The sequence below is a fragment of the Phocaeicola paurosaccharolyticus JCM 15092 genome (assembly GCF_000613805.1).
GTDB classification, from domain to species: Bacteria; Bacteroidota; Bacteroidia; order Bacteroidales; family Bacteroidaceae; genus Phocaeicola; species Phocaeicola paurosaccharolyticus.
On sequence record NZ_BAJR01000043.1, the window covers coordinates 1 to 22328 of the forward strand.

General features: G+C 37.4%; 18 protein-coding genes, 4 tRNA genes and 1 pseudogene. 16 read left to right on the forward strand and 7 right to left on the reverse strand.

Annotation, left to right across the window (positions count from 1 at the left end):
• Positions 1-635 precede the first annotated feature (635 nt).
• Positions 636-1736: an OmpA family protein gene (locus JCM15092_RS13200; RefSeq protein WP_024995070.1), complete on the reverse strand. Its 1101-nt coding sequence runs from the start codon at positions 1734-1736 to the stop codon at positions 636-638.
• Between the two features lie 481 nt (positions 1737-2217).
• Between JCM15092_RS13200 and JCM15092_RS16205 the strand changes: the two genes are divergently transcribed.
• Entirely contained in the window at positions 2218-3381 is a 1164-nt protein-coding gene (locus JCM15092_RS16205; RefSeq protein WP_235782371.1) for an exonuclease SbcCD subunit D, read from the forward strand.
• A complete protein-coding gene (locus JCM15092_RS16210) occupies positions 3378-6458 on the forward strand; it encodes an AAA family ATPase (protein WP_034542053.1) in 3081 nt (1026 codons plus the stop codon). The genes JCM15092_RS16205 and JCM15092_RS16210 overlap by 4 nt, the downstream gene beginning before the upstream one ends.
• A gap of 12 nt (positions 6459-6470) precedes the next feature.
• Here the strand turns inward: JCM15092_RS16210 and JCM15092_RS13215 are convergent, their stop codons facing one another.
• Positions 6471-7343, reverse strand: a complete 873-nt coding sequence (locus tag JCM15092_RS13215; protein WP_024995071.1) for an NAD kinase — start codon at positions 7341-7343, stop codon at positions 6471-6473.
• A gap of 113 nt (positions 7344-7456) precedes the next feature.
• On the opposite strand from JCM15092_RS13215, the pseudogene JCM15092_RS16215 reads away from it, so the two are divergent.
• From JCM15092_RS16215 to folE, 14 genes and pseudogenes are all read left to right on the forward strand, one after another.
• Positions 7457-8171: pseudogene (locus JCM15092_RS16215) on the forward strand (pyridoxine 5'-phosphate synthase).
• Complete coding sequence (locus JCM15092_RS13225; protein WP_024995072.1) at positions 8168-8881, forward strand: MotA/TolQ/ExbB proton channel family protein; 714 nt, start codon at positions 8168-8170, stop codon at positions 8879-8881. Before JCM15092_RS16215 ends, JCM15092_RS13225 begins: the two are co-directional and overlap by 4 nt.
• 8 nt (positions 8882-8889) lie before the next feature.
• On the forward strand, positions 8890-9318 hold the full coding sequence (locus JCM15092_RS13230) for an ExbD/TolR family protein (RefSeq protein WP_024995073.1): 429 nt from the start codon (positions 8890-8892) through the stop codon (positions 9316-9318).
• Positions 9318-10163, forward strand: coding sequence for an energy transducer TonB (locus JCM15092_RS13235; protein ID WP_024995074.1), 846 nt, complete (start codon positions 9318-9320; stop codon positions 10161-10163). Before JCM15092_RS13230 ends, JCM15092_RS13235 begins: the two co-directional genes overlap by 1 nt.
• Positions 10164-10264: 101 nt before the next feature.
• Positions 10265-10816 (forward strand): DJ-1 family glyoxalase III, encoded by a 552-nt coding sequence (locus JCM15092_RS13240; RefSeq protein WP_024995075.1) that lies wholly within the window; start codon positions 10265-10267, stop codon positions 10814-10816.
• A gap of 4 nt (positions 10817-10820) precedes the next feature.
• Positions 10821-11483: a 2-C-methyl-D-erythritol 4-phosphate cytidylyltransferase gene (locus JCM15092_RS13245; RefSeq protein ID WP_024995076.1), complete on the forward strand. Its 663-nt coding sequence runs from the start codon at positions 10821-10823 to the stop codon at positions 11481-11483.
• 7 nt (positions 11484-11490) lie between these two features.
• Positions 11491-13587 carry an ATP-dependent DNA helicase RecG gene (recG, locus tag JCM15092_RS13250; RefSeq protein ID WP_024995077.1) on the forward strand — a complete coding sequence of 699 codons (2097 nt, stop codon included), beginning with the start codon at positions 11491-11493 and terminating at the stop codon, positions 13585-13587.
• 220 nt (positions 13588-13807) lie between these two features.
• On the forward strand, positions 13808-14272 hold the full coding sequence (gene ndk / locus JCM15092_RS13255; protein WP_024995078.1) for a nucleoside-diphosphate kinase: 465 nt from the start codon (positions 13808-13810) through the stop codon (positions 14270-14272).
• 15 nt (positions 14273-14287) lie between these two features.
• Positions 14288-15175: a peptidoglycan DD-metalloendopeptidase family protein gene (locus tag JCM15092_RS13260; protein WP_024995079.1), complete on the forward strand. Its 888-nt coding sequence runs from the start codon at positions 14288-14290 to the stop codon at positions 15173-15175.
• A 113-nt stretch (positions 15176-15288) separates the two neighbouring features.
• Entirely contained in the window at positions 15289-15831 is a 543-nt protein-coding gene (locus tag JCM15092_RS13265) for a DUF1599 domain-containing protein (protein WP_024995080.1), read from the forward strand.
• Positions 15821-17101 (forward strand): BT_3928 family protein, encoded by a 1281-nt coding sequence (locus JCM15092_RS13270; RefSeq protein ID WP_024995081.1) that lies wholly within the window; start codon positions 15821-15823, stop codon positions 17099-17101. The genes JCM15092_RS13265 and JCM15092_RS13270 overlap by 11 nt, the downstream gene beginning before the upstream one ends.
• A gap of 24 nt (positions 17102-17125) precedes the next feature.
• Complete coding sequence (gene tpiA / locus JCM15092_RS13275; RefSeq protein ID WP_024995082.1) at positions 17126-17881, forward strand: triose-phosphate isomerase; 756 nt, start codon at positions 17126-17128, stop codon at positions 17879-17881.
• 61 nt (positions 17882-17942) lie between these two features.
• Positions 17943-18476 (forward strand): SPOR domain-containing protein, encoded by a 534-nt coding sequence (locus tag JCM15092_RS13280; protein ID WP_024995083.1) that lies wholly within the window; start codon positions 17943-17945, stop codon positions 18474-18476.
• A gap of 2 nt (positions 18477-18478) precedes the next feature.
• Entirely contained in the window at positions 18479-19072 is a 594-nt protein-coding gene (gene folE / locus JCM15092_RS13285; RefSeq protein WP_024995084.1) for a GTP cyclohydrolase I FolE, read from the forward strand.
• Between the two features lies 1 nt (position 19073).
• On the opposite strand, the gene dnaG is transcribed toward folE, so the two are convergent.
• The 5 genes from dnaG to JCM15092_RS13310 all read right to left on the reverse strand — a co-directional run bounded on the left by dnaG (position 19074) and on the right by JCM15092_RS13310 (position 21619).
• The gene (gene dnaG / locus JCM15092_RS13290) at positions 19074-21098 is read right to left on the reverse strand and encodes a DNA primase (protein WP_024995085.1); all 2025 of its coding nucleotides are present in this window, start codon (positions 21096-21098) and stop codon (positions 19074-19076) included.
• 182 nt (positions 21099-21280) lie between these two features.
• Positions 21281-21354 (reverse strand) — tRNA-Thr (locus tag JCM15092_RS13295).
• An 18-nt stretch (positions 21355-21372) separates the two neighbouring features.
• Positions 21373-21445: transfer RNA gene (locus JCM15092_RS13300), tRNA-Gly, on the reverse strand.
• 8 nt (positions 21446-21453) lie between these two features.
• A tRNA-Glu gene (locus JCM15092_RS13305) sits at positions 21454-21525 on the reverse strand.
• A gap of 20 nt (positions 21526-21545) precedes the next feature.
• Positions 21546-21619, reverse strand: a tRNA-Asp gene (locus JCM15092_RS13310).
• Positions 21620-22328: the final 709 nt, after the last annotated feature.

The window sequence follows — 22328 nt, forward strand, 5'->3', positions numbered from 1 at the left end:
TTAACTATATATAATGCACTCTTCCTTTTTCCTCCATAGTATTCCATAATAAGTTTGAAACACAGCTGACTATATCTAAAGCACTTTACATCTCTTCTTTAATGTTCCCATTAATATGTTCAAACACAACTAGCTATAGCAAAAAATACTTTATATATTCTTTCTTAGTGTTCCATTATTAAGATATAGGATAGCATTACAGCTTAATTTACCTGAAACACTTTACACTTTATTACTTTTCCTTCCTGATTTACAATACACTTTTTTTACTCTTAATACTTGATTATAAAGCTCATCCTTTCAGTAGTTGGTTTGCTGGTAGTATTAACGCCATTTGCCTGCCATGCAGATCCGTATACCCAATAACTATAAAAGGCCAAATGAATAGACTATACTAAAAGAATTTTACATATTCTTCCTTATTGTTCTAATATAAGTTGGTAACACTACAAACGGGTCAATCGCAAAAGTTTGTGGCTATAAAATTTACACACATTTTTTTGATAATCTATACAAGATAAGCCTCTATGTTATTCACCAATATGTAATGCTTACAAACTATTTTCTGAATGTATATAAAATAAAAGCCCCTTCTCGACTTAGTCGAGAAGGGGCTTAATATAATTTCTAAAAAATTAATCGTTAACTGTGCAGATAGATACACGGTTGTAAGTAGGCTCTGTGAAGATGCTACCAACGCCCAAACCTTCAGTTTCGATACGATCTGCTGCAATTTTGTACTTGTTTACAAGTACTTTCTTTACAGCATTAGCTCTAGCTAAAGATAGTTTCTGATTTAACTTAGCGCTACCTTCTGGAGAAGCATAACCCTTGATAACAACTTTTGAAGAAGAGTTATCATTCAAGAATTTAGCAACGCGGTCAATGTTTGGCATCTGAGACTTGTCAATGATTGACTTACCTTGTCTGAAAGTTACGATGTTCTCTACTGGACTCTTCTTCTCAACTACTGTAGCTGGTTTAGAGTTCTGACAATCTTTAAGTTGGTTCTTAAGATTCTCAATTGTAGCTGCATCGTTTTTAGCTCTCTCAGCATTCTCATCACGCAATCTGTTGATTGTGTTGTTTAATGCATCAAGTTCACTTTGGTCAACTTTAGCAAATGCGAAGTTGTGTGTACCATTGCTGCATTTAAATTTGTAGGTAAAACCTGCATTGATTTCAAATGTAGCACCATTCTTGTTTAACTCAGTTTCAGGAACTAGAGCGTTGTTTACACCCCAAACTATACCTGGTTTGATGTTAAACTGCCAAGCTTTAGCCTCACCCAAGTTGAAGTTGAACTCCAAACCTGCTTTGTAAGCTAAATAGGTGTCTTTTGCATCACCGAAGTTATGCTCGATACCAGGACCAGCTAAAGCAACTACTTCAAAGTTACGTGGCTCGCCTTTGTAACCATAGAATAAGTTACTAAGGTTGAACTTACCAAGAAGGAATCCATAAGCTTGATCAACTGCAGTGAAAGCTTTAATTGTGTTGAATTTTGCTCTACCTTCTACTCCGATACCGAATACAGGAGTAAGATAACGGCCAACTTCAAGACCAACTGTAGGACGCATATTACCAAAAAAAGCTCCATTAAGAGGAGTAACAGCTCCAATGTTACCACCTAAGTACCAATTGTCAGATAATTTGCTATTAGCAAGAGGCTCATTTTGGGCTGAAGCAGTAATGCCAGCCATGACCATAGCGGCCATCAAAAAAAACTTTTTCATACCTAATATTTTAGTTATATATTTCACTGTACAAAAATACACTTGATTTAAATAAAATAAATGTATTAGTGTTAAAATCACTCACGGCATGGAGCTATTGATCAAAAAAAACAACAGTTTGACAATAATAGCAAATATTTTTGGTCGGATTGGGAAGATTTTATTACAATCCTTTTATAAAATTATGTATAAATCTAAGGTTTTGATTAATTTTTAGCAAGTAATATGTATTAGATTGCTTTTGTCTATTTTTTTTGAATGACAGTTTTTTTTACTTGTATTGATTTTTTCCGAATGATAAGTCCTAAAAAGGAAATAAACTATGTAATAGTTATTCAATTTATATAGATAATTACTTATTCACATAAAAACTGTACATACAGCTTTGACAAAATCATTATCTTTGCTTTAGGCAGGTGCCTGATAAAAGAAATGTATTATTTATGAAAGTTATTCATACACCGATTGGCATATAGGTCAGATATTCTATGACTACAGTCGTCAGGAAGAACATGCATATTTTCTTGAATGGCTTATAGGATTCATAACCGATGAGAAGATAGACCTGCTTCTTATATCGGGTGATGTATACGACGGACCTAACCCATCGGCCGAAGCACAGAAACTTTTTTACTCTTTTTTAAGAGAAGTTACATATAAAAACCAGCAACTTAAGATAATTATTACAGCTGGTAATCATGACTCTGCCTCGCGTATTGAGGCTCCTAATCCTCTTTTACAGGAGATGAATGTAACGGTAAGGGGTGTTGTGAAGAGGAACAGTGAGGGAGATATAGATTTAGATAATCTTATAGAGCCTATATATAATGATGGAAATATTGCAGCATATTGTTTGGCTGTTCCTTATCTACGTCAGGGAGATTATCCTCATTCAGAATCCTATTCAGATGGAGTTCAGCAACTTTATCATCTGCTTTACAATAGAGTAAAAGATAAAGGTATCCCGGTAATTGCTATGGGGCACCTTCAGGCAACAGGCTCTGAGCTTTCAGAGAATGACAGGTCTGAAAGAGCAATTATCGGAGGTGTTGAAGGAATATCTCCTGATGCTTTTGACAGTGGAATTATTTATACAGCTCTGGGACACCTTCACAGGGCACAAAGAGTTTCCGGACGTGATAATGTGAGATATTCAGGATCACCACTACCAATGACTTTTGCTGAGAAAAACAACAAACATAAGGTTGTCATGATAAATATTGAAGAGGAGAATGTATCAATTGATAATATAGATATACCTCTTTATACTTCACTCCTTAGCATACCATCTCAACCTTCAAGAATAGAGAGTATACTTGAAGAGATTAATAAGTTGCCTATAGGAGAGGTTAATAACCATTCTCCATATCTGGAGATAAAGATTCTTATTGATGGACCTGATACATCATTCAAGTTCAGAATTGAAGAAGCCCTTAAGGATAAGAGTGTACGTCTGGCAAAAATATCTCCCTTCTATCCTCAAAGAGGAGAGTCGAAGATAACAGCTCTTACCTTTGAACAGTTGCAAGAGATAGATCCTTTGGATGTAGCCAACGATTATTACAGGCGTAATTATGGTGACAGTGATATGCCACAGATGATGCAGGAATTTATTAAAGAGGCTATAGAGGAGGTGAAATCATGAAGATACTGAAGATTAAAGGCAAAAATCTAGCTTCTCTTGGAGCTGAATTTGAAATAGACTTTACTTGCGAACCTTTGGCGTCAGCTGGGGTATTTGCTATCACAGGAAATACAGGTTCGGGGAAATCGACAATACTTGATGCTATATGTCTGGCTTTGTACGACTCCACTCCAAGGATGAACAAGGCTAAAGAGACAAATGTACAGCTGAAAGATGTAAACGATAAGAGCATAAGTCAGAACGACAGCCGATCTATATTGAGAAGAGGTACAGCCGAATGCTATGCTCAAGTTGAATTCTTAGCTACTACAGGTGATAGGTACAGAGCTACATGGAGCGTCAGGCGAGCTGGTAACAAGCCTTCCGGCTCTCTGCAGAAAGTAGAGATGAGTGCTGTAAATATTGAAACTGGGGAACCCTTGCAGGGAACGAAGTCTGATATACAGACAAGACTGACAGAACTTGTTGGCCTCTCTTTCGAACAGTTCAGCCGCTCTGTGCTGCTCGCTCAAGGTGATTTTGCCTCTTTTCTAAAAGCCAAGAAGGATGAAAAGGCAGAGATATTGGAGAAGCTCACAGGAACAGAGGTCTATTCAGACATATCCAGAGCTATATACAGTAAAGCAAAAGAGGCTGAAAGTAGTAGGAAAGAGTTGTTGCAGCATATAGAAGATGTAGAGATAATTAGTGAAGAGGAAAAAGAGAGACTATTAGAAGAGAAAAAAGAGAGAATTTCCGCCCTTGATATTATTAACAGAGATGAGGAGAAGTATAGGAACTCAATAAAATGGATTGATGATTATAATCAGCTCATCGTTGCTATAAATGAGGCTAAAGAGAATATTGCAGCCTTAAGTAATGAGATAGACCAGGCAGCTCCTAGATATGATAAGTTGGCTGTTATTGACTCGGCTCAGGCTGTAAGAAATATCTATATCGAGCATTCAATGGCAAAGAAACAGGTACAAGAGGGGAGGATACTTATTGAAAAGGAGAGAGGAAATATCTCAATCAAGCAGGATCAACTCAAAAAAGCATCTTTAATAAAGGATGATACAATACAAGAGCAGCAGGTATTTACTAAATATGTAGATGATATTCAACCAGAACTGGAACTTGCTCATAAACTTGATGTTCAGATTGATGAGGCTAAAAACAGAGGTTCGGATATAGATGCCGATCGAAAAAGGCTTCAGGAAATGTTTGATAATAGCCATGAACATATAAAACAAGAGAATGCAAAACTTGGATTGTTGATTAAGAAAATAGAGGAGTTGGATAAGTGGTTTGAGCACTATAAGAGTTACTCTTCACTAGTACCGGCAAAAGACCTTGTAGTCAACCTGCTTTTAAACTATTATGATTCTAAAGATCAGATAGAGAGGTTGATGAACAGCATTGGTGATGCCAAGAAAAATATAGAGAGATACGAGTCAAGTCTCTCTTTAGCTAAAGAGGAGGCAGAAAGGATTAACTCATTGCAACCTTCGGAGGTAATAATACTAAGAAAACGACTTGAGAAGGGAATGCCTTGCCCTGTTTGCGGAAGTACAGAACATCCTTTGGTTGTTGATACACAAGATAACTCGTTTAAAGAAGAAGAACTTGAGAAACAGAAGGAGAGAGCTAATAAAGAGATTGAAAGGGTTACCCTACTGCTGGAAAATTCACGTAAAGAGTTGATACGTCTTAGTTCCTCTATAGAGAATTATGAGAGTCACAAAAATAGTTCATTTGAAAAGGTACAAGGCTATGTATCTATATTACCAAATTGGAATGGGCTTCTTGAAAGTGGTAAGCTGAAAGATACTGTTGAGAAGTTTGTATCTCTGTGGAATGACAATACTAAATCACTTGCTGATAATAAAGAACTTCTCTCTGGTATAAATGCCGGAATAGGTGCCGCACAGAGGGAGAAAGAAAACTTGAATAGTCAGCTTGAGGAGAAGAAGAAGACTCTCGATAATGCTGTGGAAAGCTATAATGAGTTGGAGAAGAAAAGGAACGGGCTTCTATCAGGGAAAAGTTGTGATGAAGTGCAGAGATATATTACCGAAAAGAGAAGTGATATAGATATGAGAGTAAAAGATTCTACTGATAAAGAGAACTCCCTGAAATTAGAGGTCGAAAATGCGAAGGCAAGGATTGAACAGATAGATAACCAGAACAAGAGAGAGACTTTTGTCATGGAGAAAGCTTATGATAAGATAACAGTTTGGCTTTCGTCTCAGCAGAAGATAACCTCTTTTGATGAGTTGGAGGAGATTTTCTCTAAAGAGGAATCATGGCTTGCAGCAGAGAAAAGCTATCTATCTTCACTAAATGAGAAATATACAGTTGCTTCTGCTCTTTTGAAAGAGAGAGAAGGGAAAAGAATAGAACATGAAAACTCACCGTCACGTACCCTTGATGATGAGAGTAGTGAGTCAATTAAGGAGAAACTTGACCTGCTGTTGCAGGAGAAGAGTAATATAAACATCTTGTTGGCACAAATAGAGGTACGGCTCGAGAATGATCAAAAGAATAGAAAGAAGGTTGAGGCTTACAAAAAGGAGTATGATTCAAAAAGTGAATACTTCCAGTCATGGGCAAACCTTAATGATCTGTTTGGCTCACAATCTGGTAATAAGTTCAAGGAAATAGCACAGGAGTATACTTTGGATATTCTTGTGATGTATGCAAATAGTCATCTTAAAGATCTTGCACCGAGATATGAACTGGAGAGAATACAGGATACACTTGCACTGCAGATAGCCGATCTTGATATGATGGGAGAGAAGCGTAGTGTTCACTCGCTATCGGGTGGTGAGTCATTCCTTGTATCTTTGGCTTTGGCACTTGGATTATCATCCATATCATCTAACAGGATGAATGTAGAGTCGCTATTTATCGATGAAGGTTTTGGATCACTTGATATAGACACCTTGCGCATAGCAATGGATGCTTTGGAATCTCTTCAGATGCAGGGCAGAAAGATTGGTGTGATTTCCCACGTAAGCGAGATGACAGAGAGGATTAATGCACGTATTATGGTTACTAAAGAGGGAAGTGGCAGGAGTGTTATCAGTGTAGAATAAAAAAAGGGGGAGCTAAACCCTTCCGTCTGCTCCCCACATCATTTTATCTCTTAGTGTATTGAAGAATACATGGTCTGTCCTCTTCACAACTTTTATTGTATAATCGGCTTTCTTTATCTTAAGCTGGCTTCCCTCAGCGCAAGTCTCACTTCTTCCGTCAATTGCAACAAGGAAGTTGTGACTTCGGCTCTCCACGTCGAGTGTAATCTCCCAATCATCATTTATTACGATAGGGCGTACATTAAGACTGTGTGGAGCTACAGGAGTTATTGCTATAGTGCTGCTGTGAGGAACTATAATAGGTCCTCCAACACTTAATGAATAGGCAGTAGATCCTGTAGGAGTAGATATGACTAATCCATCGGCCTGATATGTTGTGAGGTAATTACCGTTTATTGAGGTGTGTATTGTAATCATTGAAGAACTGTCTCTTTTCAATACAGCTATCTCATTAAGCCCGAATGGATATCCTTTAATTGTTTTATCTTGACAAACTAGGTTGAGGACACTTCTCTCCTCAATTCTGTAATTGTTTGAGAAAATATCTTTTATAGTATCTTGTATCTCATTAGGAGATATATCTGCCAGGAATCCCAGACGGCCGGTATTAATACCTAATATTGGAATATTGCGGTTTCCTACAAAACTTGCTGCTTTAAGGAATGTTCCATCACCTCCCATGCATATTATCATGTCGACACTGAAATCCAGGACAGTGAATGTACGAACATTATCTAAAGGTATCTTTGTTGAGCTAACAATGAATTTATAGAAATCATTATAGATATAAATTTCAGCATTATACTTTTTAAGTAGGGTTAGCAGAGATTCCAAATGGACGGACTTCTTTGTTTGATAAGTATTTCCAAGAATAGCGAATTTCATAAGAATAATTCCATTTAGTTAATATTTACATCTTTTATTTTATGAAAAAACTCAGTTCTCATAAAACATTTTAACTTTGCACTTATTCGCAAATATAATAATAAATTGCCAAGATGACTAAGTTAAGTGTAAATATAAATAAAGTAGCTACATTGCGTAATGCGCGTGGGGGAAACAATCCTGATGTTATAAAAGTAGCATTGGACTGTGAAATGTTTGGAGCAGAAGGTATTACAGTACATCCGCGCCCTGATGAGAGACATATTCGTAGAAGTGATGTACTGCACTTAAGGCCTATTTTGAAGAGTGAGTTCAATATTGAGGGATATCCAAGTAAAGAGTTTATAGATTTGGTACTATCAGTAAAACCTCATCAGGTAACGCTTGTTCCTGACTCACCGGAACAGATTACATCTAACTCCGGATGGGATACAAAAGCGAATCAGTCTTTTCTCATCGAAATACTTGAGACTTTCAAACAGGCCGGTATAAGAACATCTGTATTTGTTGATGCTGATGTAGATATGGTAGAGTATGCTGCAAAGGCAGGCTGATAGAGTAGAACTCTATACAGAACCTTATGCTACAATGTATCCTGAAGATCCGGAGAAGGCTATCGCACCATTTATTGAGGCTGCAAAGGCTGCTAGAAACCTAGGAATGGGTATAAATGCCGGACATGATCTTAGTTTGGTTAACCTGAAATATATGCACGACAATATTCCTTGGATAGATGAGGTGTCAATAGGACATGCACTGATATGTGATGCATTATATATGGGACTGGAAAAAACAATTGAAGAATACAAAAAATGCCTTGATAAATGATAAAACTTACTTTACTAGCGGCACAGACTATTGCCGATTCAGTTTCAGGAGCGGCTCCTATTCTTACTCCTGTTGAAGGGGCACCAGAAATGAATCTTTGGGATATGACCTTAAAAGGTGGATGGATAATGGGAGTGCTGGCACTCTTATCAATAATTTGCTTCTACATCTTTTTTGAAAGACTTGCTGTAATCAGAAAAGCAGCTCGTGAAGATCCTCTATTTATGGAGAGAATTCGTGATTATATCAGAAATGGAGAGATTAAGTCGGCTGTAAACTTCTGTCGTGTTACTAATACTCCTTCATCAAGAATGATTGAGAAAGGTATAACAAGAATGGGACGTCCTATAGCTGATGTTCAGGCTGCTATAGAGAATACCGGTAACATTGAGGTGGCTAAACTGGAAAATGGATTACCAATCATGGCTACTATTGCCGGTGGTGCTCCAATGTTAGGTTTTCTGGGTACTGTAACGGGTATGGTACGTGCGTTCTGGGAGATGGCTAATGCTGGAAATAATATTGATATAAGTCTCTTATCCGGTGGTATATACGAAGCTATGATTACTACTGTAGGAGGACTTGTTGTAGGTATTGCGGCAATGTTCGCATATAACTATGTCGTTACTCGAGTTGACAAAGTTGTCAACCAGATGGAAGCTCGCACCATGATGTTCATGGACCTTCTTAATGAACCTGTACAAAAGTAATTTTAACTATGGCATTAAAAAGAAGAAATAAGGTATCGGCTACATTCAGTATGGCATCTATGACAGATATCATATTCCTATTGCTGATATTTTTTATGATAACCTCAACGATGGTCTCTCCAAATGCCATTAAAGTTCTTCTCCCACAGGGAAAGGAACAGACATCGGCAAAGCCACTTGCCAGAGTTATCATCGATAAAGATTTAAATTACTATACTGCTTTCGGGAATGAAGATGAAATGCCTATAGCGCTGGAACAACTTCCTACATTCCTAAAGAATTGTGCTGCAAAAGAACCTGAAATGTATGTTGCTTTATATGCAGATGAATCTATTCCTTACAGAGAGATAGTGAGAGTACTTAATATTGCTAATGAAAATCACTTCAAGATGGTACTGGCAACACGTCCACCTGAGAAGAATGATGGAGTGAAGTAATGAAGAAAGAAAAGATAAAAGGATTGGTTGGTACTTTTGTACTTCATCTCATCTTGCTTGTTCTGCTGCTGTTTTTTGTAATAGAGAGACCACAGGTGCAAGAGGAGGGAGGAGTACCTGTAATGCTTGGTAACAGCGAGATGGCACAAGGCGATGCCGATCCTTATACCTTAACAGAGGTAGAGGTTTCGAATGAGCCTATAGCTAAAGCTGTTCCTGCACCTAACTCATCTGGAGAAGATAATATCATTACTCAAAGTGACGAGAAGAGCATTGAGATTAAGAAACAGAAGAGTGATAAAAAAGAGGAAAAGAAGGTAGCAACCGATAAAACAAAGAGTGTCACTAAGGAGAAAAGTGAAGAGCAGAAGAGAATTGATGCTGAAAGAGAGGCTGAAGCCAAGAGAATAGCTAAAGAGGAGATGGCTGCAAAGCAGGCATCTGCAAGCATAGCAGGAGCTTTTGGAAAAGGCACCAAGATGGGCAGTAGAGGAACTGGCTCTTCGGGAACTGGATTTCAAGGAAGCCCTAATGGCAACTCTGACACAGGTAAGAGTAGCGGTATTGGTGGAATAGGCACTTTCGACTTAAATGGAAGATCCTTAGGACCTTCTGGCTTGCCAATGCCTGTATATAATGTTCAGGATGAGGGAAGAGTAGTAGTAACTATAGTAGTAAACCCTGCAGGACAGGTTATAAGCACAACAATTAATAAACGTACAAACACTGTTAATCCTACACTTAGAAAGGCTGCTGAAGATGCGGCAAGAAAAGCACGTTTCAATAATATAGATGGGACAAATAACCAAAGCGGAACTATCACATACTATTTTAAACTTCGATAGATTATTATATATTTGTAACTAACATTACTTATTTGAAGAGAATTAATGTATTATTCATTTGTTCTCTCTTGTAGATTTGTATATAAATATAGACTTTAAAAATGAAGAATTTATGTGTATTCTTGGCAGATGGCTTTGAAGAAATTGAAGCCCTGACCCCGGTTGATGTATTCAGAAGAGCAGGGTTACCTGTCTTGACTGTTTCTGTAAGTGATATGCATACTGTGACTGGTTCACATAATATCATTGTAACTGCCGATACAACTCTTTCTGAACTTGATAGAGAGAATATTGAAATGATAATACTTCCTGGTGGAATGCCAGGCGCATCCAACCTGGATAAAAATCTATCACTTGATAAACTTATCATGGATTTTGCTAATAAGTTGAAACCTATATCTGCAATATGTGCAGCACCAATGGTATTGGGTAAACGTGGTATCCTAAAGGGAAAGAGAGCAACATGCTATCCAGGTTTTGAACAGTATCTGGAAGGTGCAAACTATACATCTTCTTTGGTTGAGATAGATGGCAACATAATCACAGGGAAAGGCCCTGGCGCTGCATTAGATTTCTCGTATATCATAGCCGAAAAGTATGTCGGTGTAGAGAAGATAGTACAGCTTAAGAAATCAATGATGATACCAGGATAAAATGATGAAGAGGTATGTTATTATAGTGGCTGGTGGAAAAGGCCTTAGGATGGGAGGAGATATCCCAAAACAGTTTGTTGAGATAAAAGGGCTCCCTGTTCTGATGCACACTATAAATCGTTTTCACTCTTTTGATTCATCCATCGATATAATAGTGGCTCTTCCAGTGGACCAACAGGATTACTGGAAGGAGCTCTGCTCTAAATATAAATTTGAAATTCCACATACTATCGTTGATGGAGGAGATACACGCTTCCATTCTGTTAAAAATGGGTTGGACCAAGTTTCAGGTGAGGGAGCTGTAGCCGTTCATGACGGGGTACGTCCTTTTGTTTCTGATGAGGTTCTTGAGAGATGTTTCTCTATGGCACAAGAGAAAGAGGCTGTGGTACCTGTAATAGATGTATTTGAAACTATCCGTCATATAGCCGATGGAATGAGTAATACAGTCCCAAGGGATGAATATAAGTTGGTTCAGACTCCGCAGGTGTTTTTGATCAGCTTGCTGAAAAAAGCATATTCACAACCATATGTTCCATCTTTCACTGATGACGCATCTGTCGTTGAGGCTATGGGGCATAAAGTGACTTTAGTGGAAGGAAACAGAGAAAATATAAAACTTACTACACCATTTGATTTAAAGTTGGCTGAACTGCTCAGCAATTGAATTTAGAATGTTCGATATAACTGCACAAGATATAAAGTATTTGCAAGGAGTGGGGCCTCAGAGGGCTTCAGTACTCAATAAAGAGATAAATATTTATACTCTTAATGATCTTCTACATTATTACCCTTACAAATACATTGACAGAAGCCGTTTATACTATATCAGTGAAATAGACGGTGAGATGCCATATATCCAAATCAAAGGTACTATTCTAAGTTTTGAAACATTAGGAGAAGGTAGACAACGTAGACTTGTAGCTCATTTCTCTGATGGAACCGGTATAATCGATCTTATCTGGTTTCAAGGTATTAAATATATAACCTCAAAATATAAGGTGCGTGAGGAGTATATAGTTTTTGGAAAACCTACGGTATTTAATGGAAGGTATAATATTGCTCACCCCGACATTGATAAAGCTGACGATATTGCTCTCTCTTCATTGGGATTAAGACCTTACTATAATACCACAGAGAAGATGAAGAGAGGCAATCTTAACTCTCATGCTGTAGAGAAGTTGATGCAAAATGCCTTAAACCTTCTTAAAGAACCAATAGCAGAGACCCTTCCTCAATATATCATTGATGAGCATCATCTTATATCTCTTGATAAAGCAATACACGAGATTCATTTCCCTCATTCGGCAGATAGACTTCGTAAAGCTCAGTACAGACTGAAATTCGAAGAACTTTTCTATATTCAGCTTAACATACTCCGTTACAGCAAGGAGAGACAGATGAAATTCCGTGGTTTGAATTTCTCAAAAGTTGGAGATTATTTCAATGATTTCTATTTTAATAATCTTCCATTTCAACTTACCGGTGCACAAAAGAGGGTAATAAAGGAGATAAGAAATGATACAGGTAGCGGAAGGCAGATGAACAGACTGCTTCAGGGAGACGTAGGAAGTGGAAAGACTCTTGTGGCTCTAATGTCTATGCTTATAGCTTTAGATAATGGCTATCAGGCATGTATGATGGCACCTACTGAGATTCTTGCGCAACAGCACTACGAAAGTCTTAAGAAGTTGCTTTTTGGAATGAATGTACGTGTTGAACTTCTTACCGGTTCAATAAAAGGAAAGAAGAGAGAGGCTATACTTAATGCTCTACTTACAGGCGATGTAAACATCCTTATTGGAACTCATGCTGTACTTGAAGATAATGTAAACTTTTCATCCTTAGGTATTGTTGTCATAGATGAACAGCACCGTTTCGGTGTCGCTCAAAGAGCTAAACTGTGGAGTAAAAGCAATACACCACCGCATATTCTTGTGATGACTGCTACACCTATTCCACGTACTCTTGCCATGACTCTATATGGTGATCTGGATGTCTCGGTGATTGATGAATTACCTCCTGGAAGAAAGCCTATAAAAACTGTACATCAGTTTGATAATAGAAGACACTCTCTATATGAGTCAATACGCAAACAGATAGAGGAGGGCAGGCAGATCTATATTGTCTATCCACTGATAAAGGAGAGCGAAAAGATAGATATAAAGAACCTTGAGGAGGGATATGAACATGTCTGCGAAGAGTTTCCTCAATATAAGGTAAGTGTAGTTCATGGAAAGATGAAACCTGGCGATAAAGAGGAAGAGATGCAGAAATTTGTTACCGGAGAGACTCAAATTATGGTTGCTACAACTGTGATAGAGGTGGGAGTTAATGTACCCAATGCTTCTGTGATGGTAATAGAGAATGCAGAACGCTTCGGCCTGTCGCAACTGCATCAGTTAAGAGGTAGAGTTGGACGTGGAGCAGATCAATCATATTGTATCCTTGTGACAGGTTATAAACTATCCGAAGAGACAAGGAAAAGAATACAGATTATGGTAGACACAAATGATGGTTTTGAGATAGCGGAGGCTGATCTTAAACTAAGAGGTCCAGGTGATCTGGAGGGAACTCAACAAAGTGGAATAGCTTTTGACCTGAAAATAGCAAACTTAGCTAAGGATGGACAAATTGTTCAATATGTTAGAAATGTGGCAGAAAAAGTTATAGATAATCCGAATTTCGAGCAGTTGAATGAGAACAAAAAACTATGGGAACAACTAAAATTACTCAGAAAAAATGATGTTAATTGGTCCGTTATATCTTAAAAATTACTCTTTTTTAATGTTTAATTAAGCAAACATGTTGTCAAACATGTTTTACTCTATCTCCCGATTAATAGGGTTTTGCGTTGTGCTTTTTGAAATTTTGCATAAAAGATACATGAAAAAAGAGTTAATTCACTATTCAATTTCTAAAATTAAATTTTATCTTTGAGATACATAAAAAAAGAATAAGAATGCTTATTTGTTCATTTGTTTAATCTTTATTATGCAAAAAACACTTGTCATACTTAAGCCAAGCGCAATACAGAGATCGTTAGTCGGTGAAGTTATTAGCCGATTCGAGAGAAAGGGTTTATGTCTGGTAGGTATAAAGATGATTCAACTTGATGATAAGATTCTTAACGAGCATTACGCTCATCTTCTTTCAAAACCTTTCTTTAAGAGAATTAAAGATTCTATGATGGCTACTCCGGTCATCGTATGTTGTTGGGAGGGAGTTGATGCTATTCAAGTAGTTAGGACGTTGACAGGTTGTACTAATGGCCGCCTTGCTGCTCCAGGAACTATCCGCGGAGATTTCAGTATAAGTCAACAAGAGAATATTATTCATGCTTCAGATTCTATTGAGTCAGCAGAAGTTGAATTAAAACGATTTTTTAAACCTGATGAGATATTCGAGTATAGGCCAGCTGTGACAGATGCTATCTATGCAAATGACGAATATTGAAAAAAAGAAAAAAGAATGATTTTTAAGTTTATTAAAGCAACATTATTAGCAACGTTTACTTTAGTTAGTGTCGGTGTTTCCGGACAAGATCTATTGGCGCGTCAAGCTCCTATAGATAGGAAACTAAAAGCAGTTGACTCACTTGCATTGATACGTCAGATTAAAGCTGAGAAAGCTGCTTATCCTGCATACAGCTTATATCCAAATTGGAGTAATGAAAGAGTTCATGCTTTCGGCTCTGCAGTAGAAATTCCAGATTCCTTCAGAATTGATTTAAGAGGCTTTTCAATGCCTACTAATCAGACAAAAATAACATCAAATTTCGGTCCTCGTTGGCGTCGTATGCACAATGGTATTGATATCAAGGTTTATATTGGTGATACTATCCGTGCTGCTTTCGATGGAAGAATCCGTATGGTGAAATATGAAAGAAGAGGTTATGGAAAATATGTTGTTATAAGACACGAAAATGGTATTGAAACAGTATATGGTCACTTGTCAAAACAGTTGGTTGGAGAAGATGAATATGTAAAAGCTGGTGAACCTATTGGTCTTGGTGGCAACACTGGCCGTTCAACAGGCTCTCATCTTCATTTTGAAACAAGATTCTTGGGGCAGGCTATTAACCCTGCATATATGTTTGATTTCGAAAATCAGGATATTGTAGCCGACTCATATGTTTTCTATAGAAGAGGCTCTCGCCTTACACCAACAACAAGTGGCAACTCTATCATGATGGCTGATGCTGACCGTGCTTCTATAAAATACCACAAAGTTAGAAGAGGTGATACTCTTGCAGTTATAGCAAAGAAAAACAGTACATCAATTGATGCATTGTGTAAGCTTAACCGTATAACAAGAAGAACTACACTTCGTCCAGGACAAATCTTGAGATGTTCATAAGATAAACAGAGTTTTATATATATAAATTAAGGTGGAAAGGAGTATTCTTTTCCACCTTTTTGTTTACTCTTCATTATAAAATGTTTAACTTTGCAGCCTATTAAGTTATTATCATGAAGGATACAAAACAACAATTTGAACATGTATTGACTATTTGTAGAGATCTCTTTGTTAAGAAACTCCATGATTATGGAGCTGCATGGAGAATAATGCGCCCTGAATCTGTTACCGATCAGATATATATAAAAGCAAATAGAATACGTAGTATTGAGACAAAGGGTGTTGCTTTGATTCAGGAAGGCATAAAATCGGAGCTTATAGCAATCGTAAATTATGGAATTATTGGACTTATCCAATTAGAATTGGGCTATTCTGAAAAAGATGACCTTGAAGAGGAAAAGGCTATTGAACTTTATGATAAGTATGCTAAGACATCTCTAGAGCTCATGCTTGATAAGAACCATGACTACGATGAGGCATGGAGAAGTATGCGCACCACATCATACACAGATCTTATCCTTATGAAGATTTATAGGACAAAGCAGATAGAAAGTCTTAAAGGAGATACATTAGTGTCTGAAGGTATAGATGCTAACTACATGGATATGATAAATTATTCCGTTTTTGGATTGATTAAGATAGAGTTTGGAGAATAAGAAGAAATATGATTTTATTGGGTATTGGACCAATGCCTGTAGGTTCCTTCTTGCTGCAGTATTCATCTTCTCTGGTTTTGTTAAAGCAAATGACCTTGCGGGAACTGAATATAAGGTACAAGATTATATCACAGCATTTGGTTTAAATAGTATTTTGCCCTCTTCTGTTCCTTTTTTTATCGCTTTTGCACAGGCTATTGTCGAGTTCTGCATAGGCGTCTATCTTTTCTGGGGAATAAGACGAAAAATTTCCACATTCCTTGTCTTACTAATGATGTCATTCATGACTCCCCTTACTTTGTGGCTTGCTGTATCTGGTAAAGTTATAGATTGTGGATGTTTCGGAGATGCATTGGTGCTCACCAACTGGGAGACTTTTATAAAAAATATATTTCTGCTTGTTGCTGCTATTTCTGTCTTTAGATGGAAAGATAAAATAAGACCTCTTGTAACATCAAGATTTGATTGGCTTATCGGCCTCTATGCTTCAATATATATACTGATATTTACTCTTTATTCTTACAGGGGACTTCCTCTTTTTGACTTTAGACCATACTATATTGGTTCTAATATCAAGAAACAGATGGAGATGCCTAAGGGAGAAAAAGCGCCGGTATTGGACACCCGCTTTATTCTTGAGAAGAATGGAGTAAAGAAAGAGTTCTCATTGGATAATTATCCAGATAGCACATGGACGTTTATAGATAGTAAGACTATTGTCAAAGAGAAAGGTTATGTTCCGCCAATAAGTGACTTCATGATTGAGGATAGCGAGACAGGTGAGGATATTACTTATAAAATTTTAGATAATAAGAATTACTCTTTTATTCTAGTCTCTCCATCCTTGAAGAAGGCTGATGACAGTGCTATTGATCTCATAAACGAGTTGTATGATTATTGTATAGACTACGGATATAATTTTTATTGTGTAACATCAGCGTCGAATGAGGATATAGATGAGTGGAAGAGAAGAACAGGAGCTGAATACCCTTTTGCATTTGCGGATGAGCTTATGCTTAAGACGATGATCCGATCTAATCCCGGACTTGTTCTTATAAAGGATGCTACAGTAATAAATAAATGGAGCGTCAATGATCTTCCTGATGAATATGTGCTTTCAGACTCATTGGATAATCTACCTATAGGAAAGGTTAATCAGAAGACATTTATACATAAGATATTCTTGGCATTGGGATGGTTTATTGTACCTTTGCTCTCCTTTAGTGTAGTTGATGCTGCCTGGGAAAAATATAAAAGAAATATTAAATAATTAACCCTTTAATAATTAAAAGAAATGAGAAAGAATATTGTTGCAGGAAACTGGAAAATGAACAAGAACCTTCAGGAAGGTATTGCTCTAGCAAAAGAATTGAATGAGGCTTTGACAGCAGATAAACCAAATTGTGATGTTGTAATTTGCACTCCTTTTATTCATTTGGCTTCAGTTACTCCTATTGTTGATAAATCAATTATAGGTGTAGGTGCAGAGAACTGTGCTGACAAAGTTTCTGGTGCTTATACAGGTGAAGTCTCTGCTGAGATGGTTGCTTCAACTGGTGCAGAGTATGTTATTCTTGGTCACTCTGAGCGTCGTGCTTACTACCATGAAACAGAAGCTATTCTTGAAGAAAAAGTTAAATTGGCTTTGGCTAACAACCTTACTCCAATATTCTGTATTGGTGAAGTTCTTGAAGAACGCGAAGCTAACAAGCAGAATGAAGTTGTTGAGTCTCAGTTGTCATCTGTATTCTCACTTTCATCTGAAGATTTCTCTAAAATCGTTCTTGCATACGAACCAGTATGGGCTATCGGAACAGGAAAGACAGCTACAGCTGATCAAGCACAGGAAATCCATGCATTCATTCGTTCTTTGATCGTTAAGAAGTATGGTAATGAAGTTGCTGACAACACATCTATCCTTTACGGTGGTAGCTGCAAGCCTTCAAATGCAAAAGAATTATTTGCTAATCCAGATGTTGATGGTGGTCTTATTGGTGGAGCAGCTCTTAAGGTTGCTGACTTCAAAGGTATCATCGACGCTTTCAAATAATTACAGAATAAATACGGGATGTTGTCTATGGCAGCATCCCTATCTCTTTAAATAGACCAAAATGAGATTTATTAATATATTCATAGTATTTACTTTAGCATTGTCTGCACCTGCTTTTTCTCAAAACTCTATAGTTGATAAGCTTCAGACAAGAAAATCGGGAGAGGGTGAGGTTTCTATTCATCATGACTCGCTGATAAATTCTCTTATAGGTAGTAATCAAGCTAAGGCAGCTACTCGTCCTGAAAATAATGATGTTCCAAAGACAATTGTTGGACAAGAGGCTCAACCAGTTAAGCTCCCTGCATCTGCTGAGCAGAAGACAATTAAAGCCAGAGGATACAGAATACAAATCTATGTTGGAAACAACTCAAGAGTAGCTCGTAATGAGGCTAATAATATGGCAAATAAGGCTCGTGAAGAATTTCCTGACATTCTGGTTTATACATATTTCCAACCACCTAGATGGCTTTGCAGAGTTGGTGACTTCAGAAGTATTGAAGAGGCTGATTCAGTAATGCGTCAAATCAAGGCTAGAGGAATATTTAAGGAGATTTCTATTGTTAAAGAACAGATTAATATACCTATAGAGTGATTATGAACGAATTATTGCATCCCGAATGGTCTGAAGAGAAGATAAAGACTCTTATGGAGCATTATAAGGGAATACTTTCAGTATTAGGCGAAGATGTTGAGAGAGAGGGGCTACTGAAAACTCCCGAGAGGGTTGCTAAGTCAATGCTTACACTGACACGAGGATATGGACAAGATCCTCACTCTATCCTTAACTCAGCAAAGTTTAAGGAGCCATATAGCCAGATGGTTATTGTAAAAGATATTGATTTCTTCTCACTTTGTGAACATCACATGCTTCCTTTCTATGGGAAAGTACATATTGCCTATATCCCTAATGGATACATAACAGGATTAAGCAAAATAGCAAGGGTAGTAGATGTCTATTCACATCGTCTTCAGGTTCAAGAGAGAATGACTCTTCAGATAAAAGAGTGTATCCAACAGACATTGAATCCGTTGGGCGTTATGGTTGTGGTGGAAGCAAAGCATATGTGCATGCAGATGAGAGGAGTTGAAAAGCAGAATTCAATAACAACTACATCCGATTTTACCGGGGCATTCAATCAAGCCAAGACAAGAGAGGAATTCATGAACCTTATACGGCATAACTCATAGGTTATGCCTTCAGGACAACGCGGTCTCCTGCTCGCTTTGCCATCTCTTTTTGGATCTCACTAAGCTCTTTATAGTGTTCCATAATCTTAATACTCTTCTCTGCATCAGAAACAACTTCCGGTTTACCTAGAGCTTGCAAAGTATGTTTCATCTCTTCCTGAAGAATAGCGAACTTAAAATCTGTAATAAGATGGGGTACAAGTTCGAATAATCTCTCTTCATCTTCTACTATCTTTTGAGATTTTGCATGATATTTGCTAAGTTGGTATCTGCTGCTAAGCATATCTGCAGCTAGCCTGCTTATCTCAGGATCTGGATGTGCAAGGAAATATCTCTCACAAATAAATCCATTATCGTGAAGGTGTGAGCATGCTTCACTTAATACCTTTCTATGTATAGGGTTGTGAAATTGAATGTCATCTTGTTTCAAATCAGATGCAATATATTCAATGACTGTCATTGGATACTCTTTTGTCTCCTCTGTGTCGATTATACACATAACCTTTTCTCCATGCCTAATTAGTGTCTGAATTAACATCTGCTCCTTCTGGTAAAAGAGAAGTTTCTCACGTTCAACTTCAGGTATATATGACTGATATTGTATCTCATTTGCAATATTTGCTGCAGCTGCCTGCACTTCCTCTGTCTTGCTGTTATCATCTATCGAAGGTATGTTACCTCCATTTTTTTGTTTGAATGCATCCTCAATAAGCTTGTCATTACGTTGCTCAACATGCTTTTTTATTTCATTCATTATCACCCTCTCATCAACATTAAGAATAGAAGCACACTCTTTCAGGCATGCATATCTTACAATGTCATTTGGTATTAGTCCTATACTTCTTGCCAAGTCAGCTATAAGTGCCGCTCTTTTTATTGGATCGTCTTTTGCGTCATTGAGTAGGAGCTGTGTCTTGAACATTATAAAATTCTCCTCGTGTTCTGCAATATACCTTTGGAATTCGGATGATGAGTGCTTTTTTGAGAAGCTGTCAGGGTCCTCATTATTAGGAAGTAGTAGAACTTTTATATTCAGTCCTTCTGCCAGAAGCATGTCGATACCTCTAATACTGGCTTTAATTCCCGCTGCATCACCGTCATATAGTAATGTAATGTTCTCAGTGAACCTGTGAAGGAGTTTTATCTGTCCTGGAGTAAGTGATGTTCCCGAAGATGCGACAACATTCTCAATTCCGCTCTGATGCATGGAGATAACATCCATATAGCCCTCCACTAAGAAGCATTTGTTCTGTTTTATTATTGACTGTTTGGCAAAGTATATACCATAAAGCTCATTGCTCTTATGGTAAATTTCACTCTCTGGCGAGTTAACATATTTGGCAGTCTTTGCATCTGAATTGAGAACTCTACCTCCAAAGGCTACAACTTTTCCGGTTACTGTATGTACAGGAAAAATGATTCTGCCCCAGAATCTGTCTCTTAGTGAGCCATCTTCTTTTTCATAGCATATACCTGTTTTAATAAGGAACTCTTTTTTGTATCCTTTAGATATAGCCTCTTTGGCAATTGCGTCGTGGGTTAGGGTCGAGTAACCAATTTGGAATTTTTTAATAATATCATCTCTCATGCCTCTGTTTCTGAGGTATGACATACCTATTGACTTTCCATCAATATGATTGTTGAGAATGTTTATGAAATAATCTTTGGCAAACTCATTTACAACGAATAGGCTCTCCCTATCATTTTGAGCCTGTTTTTCAGCGTTGCTAAGTTCTCTCTCCTTTATCTCAATATGATATTTGTTAGCCAACCATCTCAATGCTTCCGGATATGTAAGTTGTTCATGCTCCATTACAAAGTGAACAGCACTACCTCCTTTACCGCAAGCGAAACATTTACATAGATTCTTTGCTGGGGATACGTAAAAAGATGGCGTCTTGTCGTCATGGAAAGGACAGAGTCCCACGTAATTGACTCCTCTTTTTTTTAGGGAGACAAATTCGGAAACTACATCTACTATCTGAGCTGCATCTATTATTCTGTCTACTGTTGGTTGGTCTATCATTATAATATCATTCTTATCTTTGCGAAAATAGTAAAAAAAACGCCATCATATATTATGTATGATGGCGTTTTAATTATTCTTTAATCAAATATCTTGTATGCAGATAGATAACAACTTGGCATAAAATACTTATTTGTTAAGTAGTATTCAGATAAAAAAAGATGATTGTTTGATTTTGAGAGAGCCTCTTGTCGGATTCGAACCAACGACCCCGAGATTACAAATCACGTGCTCTGGCCAACTGAGCTAAAGAGGCTTGATTATTCTTAAGAAGAGCGGAAAACGAGACTCGAACTCGCGACCCTAACCTTGGCAAGGTTATGCTCTACCAACTGAGCTATTTCCGCAATTTAAGTAGTCCGTGGGGGAATCGAACCCCCCTTGCAAGAATGAAAATCTTGAGTACTAACCGATATACGAACGGACCATTTTTTATTTTTTAAGGAGCGGTGCGTACGGGACTCGAACCCGTGACCCCATGCGTGACAGGCATGTATTCTAACCAACTGAACTAACGCACCATTTATCAAAGATCGTTTGCTTTGTTTTTAAAGCGAGTGCAAAGGTAGGTTTTTCCTCCGAATCTGCAAGAATCGGTATTGTAAATTTACGAATTTTAAGAAAAACATTATTTGTTACGCTTTGTGTTTACATATATTCACTAAAAAAGAGGTGCTATATAGTTCTTTAAAACGATTTATTTTACATCCGTTAACAGATGAAGGTTCTTTTCCAACCAATCAAAGACTCTTTTTAAACTATCTTAGACTTTCTTTTAACCGATCTAATACCGTTTCTTATCGGAATGAAGTTTATTTGTCAACAAATCAAGGAATTTTGTCCTGCCTATTGAATACTCTCTTTAATCAATCATTGACTTTCGTTAATGGACAAAAAACTCTAGCTAAACCAATTAAAGGCTATTTTCCAATGGGTGGAAGATTTTTGCTAAACGAATCACAGATTTTTCACCAACCAATGAAGACTCTTTTTAATCAATCATAGGCTTTTGTTAAACTGAACAAAAAATCTTGCTCAACGGATCGAAGACTATTCTTCAACCGATAAAAGACTCTTCCCCAGCGGATCATGATCGGTCTGCCAACGAATCACGATCGGTTACCCGACGAATCATGATCAGTTACCCGATGAATCAAAGACTCTTTACCAACCGATCAAAAACTCTTTGTCAACGAACCAGAGACTTTTCTCCGACGAATCAAAGGCTTC

Excerpts from the sequence above, each read along its gene's own strand:
- JCM15092_RS13200 (WP_024995070.1), bottom strand. The coding sequence starts at position 1,736 with ATGAAAAAGTTTTTTTTGATGGCCGCTATGGTCATGGCTGGCATTACT.
- JCM15092_RS16210 (WP_034542053.1), top strand. The coding sequence starts at position 3,378 with ATGAAGATACTGAAGATTAAAGGCAAAAATCTAGCTTCTCTTGGAGCT.
- JCM15092_RS13215 (WP_024995071.1), bottom strand. The coding sequence starts at position 7,343 with ATGAAATTCGCTATTCTTGGAAATACTTATCAAACAAAGAAGTCCGTC.
- JCM15092_RS13225 (WP_024995072.1), top strand. The coding sequence starts at position 8,168 with ATGATAAAACTTACTTTACTAGCGGCACAGACTATTGCCGATTCAGTT.
- JCM15092_RS13230 (WP_024995073.1), top strand. The coding sequence starts at position 8,890 with ATGGCATTAAAAAGAAGAAATAAGGTATCGGCTACATTCAGTATGGCA.
- JCM15092_RS13235 (WP_024995074.1), top strand. The coding sequence starts at position 9,318 with ATGAAGAAAGAAAAGATAAAAGGATTGGTTGGTACTTTTGTACTTCAT.
- JCM15092_RS13240 (WP_024995075.1), top strand. The coding sequence starts at position 10,265 with ATGAAGAATTTATGTGTATTCTTGGCAGATGGCTTTGAAGAAATTGAA.
- JCM15092_RS13245 (WP_024995076.1), top strand. The coding sequence starts at position 10,821 with ATGAAGAGGTATGTTATTATAGTGGCTGGTGGAAAAGGCCTTAGGATG.
- recG (WP_024995077.1), top strand. The coding sequence starts at position 11,491 with ATGTTCGATATAACTGCACAAGATATAAAGTATTTGCAAGGAGTGGGG.
- JCM15092_RS13260 (WP_024995079.1), top strand. The coding sequence starts at position 14,288 with ATGATTTTTAAGTTTATTAAAGCAACATTATTAGCAACGTTTACTTTA.
- JCM15092_RS13265 (WP_024995080.1), top strand. The coding sequence starts at position 15,289 with ATGAAGGATACAAAACAACAATTTGAACATGTATTGACTATTTGTAGA.
- tpiA (WP_024995082.1), top strand. The coding sequence starts at position 17,126 with ATGAGAAAGAATATTGTTGCAGGAAACTGGAAAATGAACAAGAACCTT.
- JCM15092_RS13280 (WP_024995083.1), top strand. The coding sequence starts at position 17,943 with ATGAGATTTATTAATATATTCATAGTATTTACTTTAGCATTGTCTGCA.
- folE (WP_024995084.1), top strand. The coding sequence starts at position 18,479 with ATGAACGAATTATTGCATCCCGAATGGTCTGAAGAGAAGATAAAGACT.
- dnaG (WP_024995085.1), bottom strand. The coding sequence starts at position 21,098 with ATGATAGACCAACCAACAGTAGACAGAATAATAGATGCAGCTCAGATA.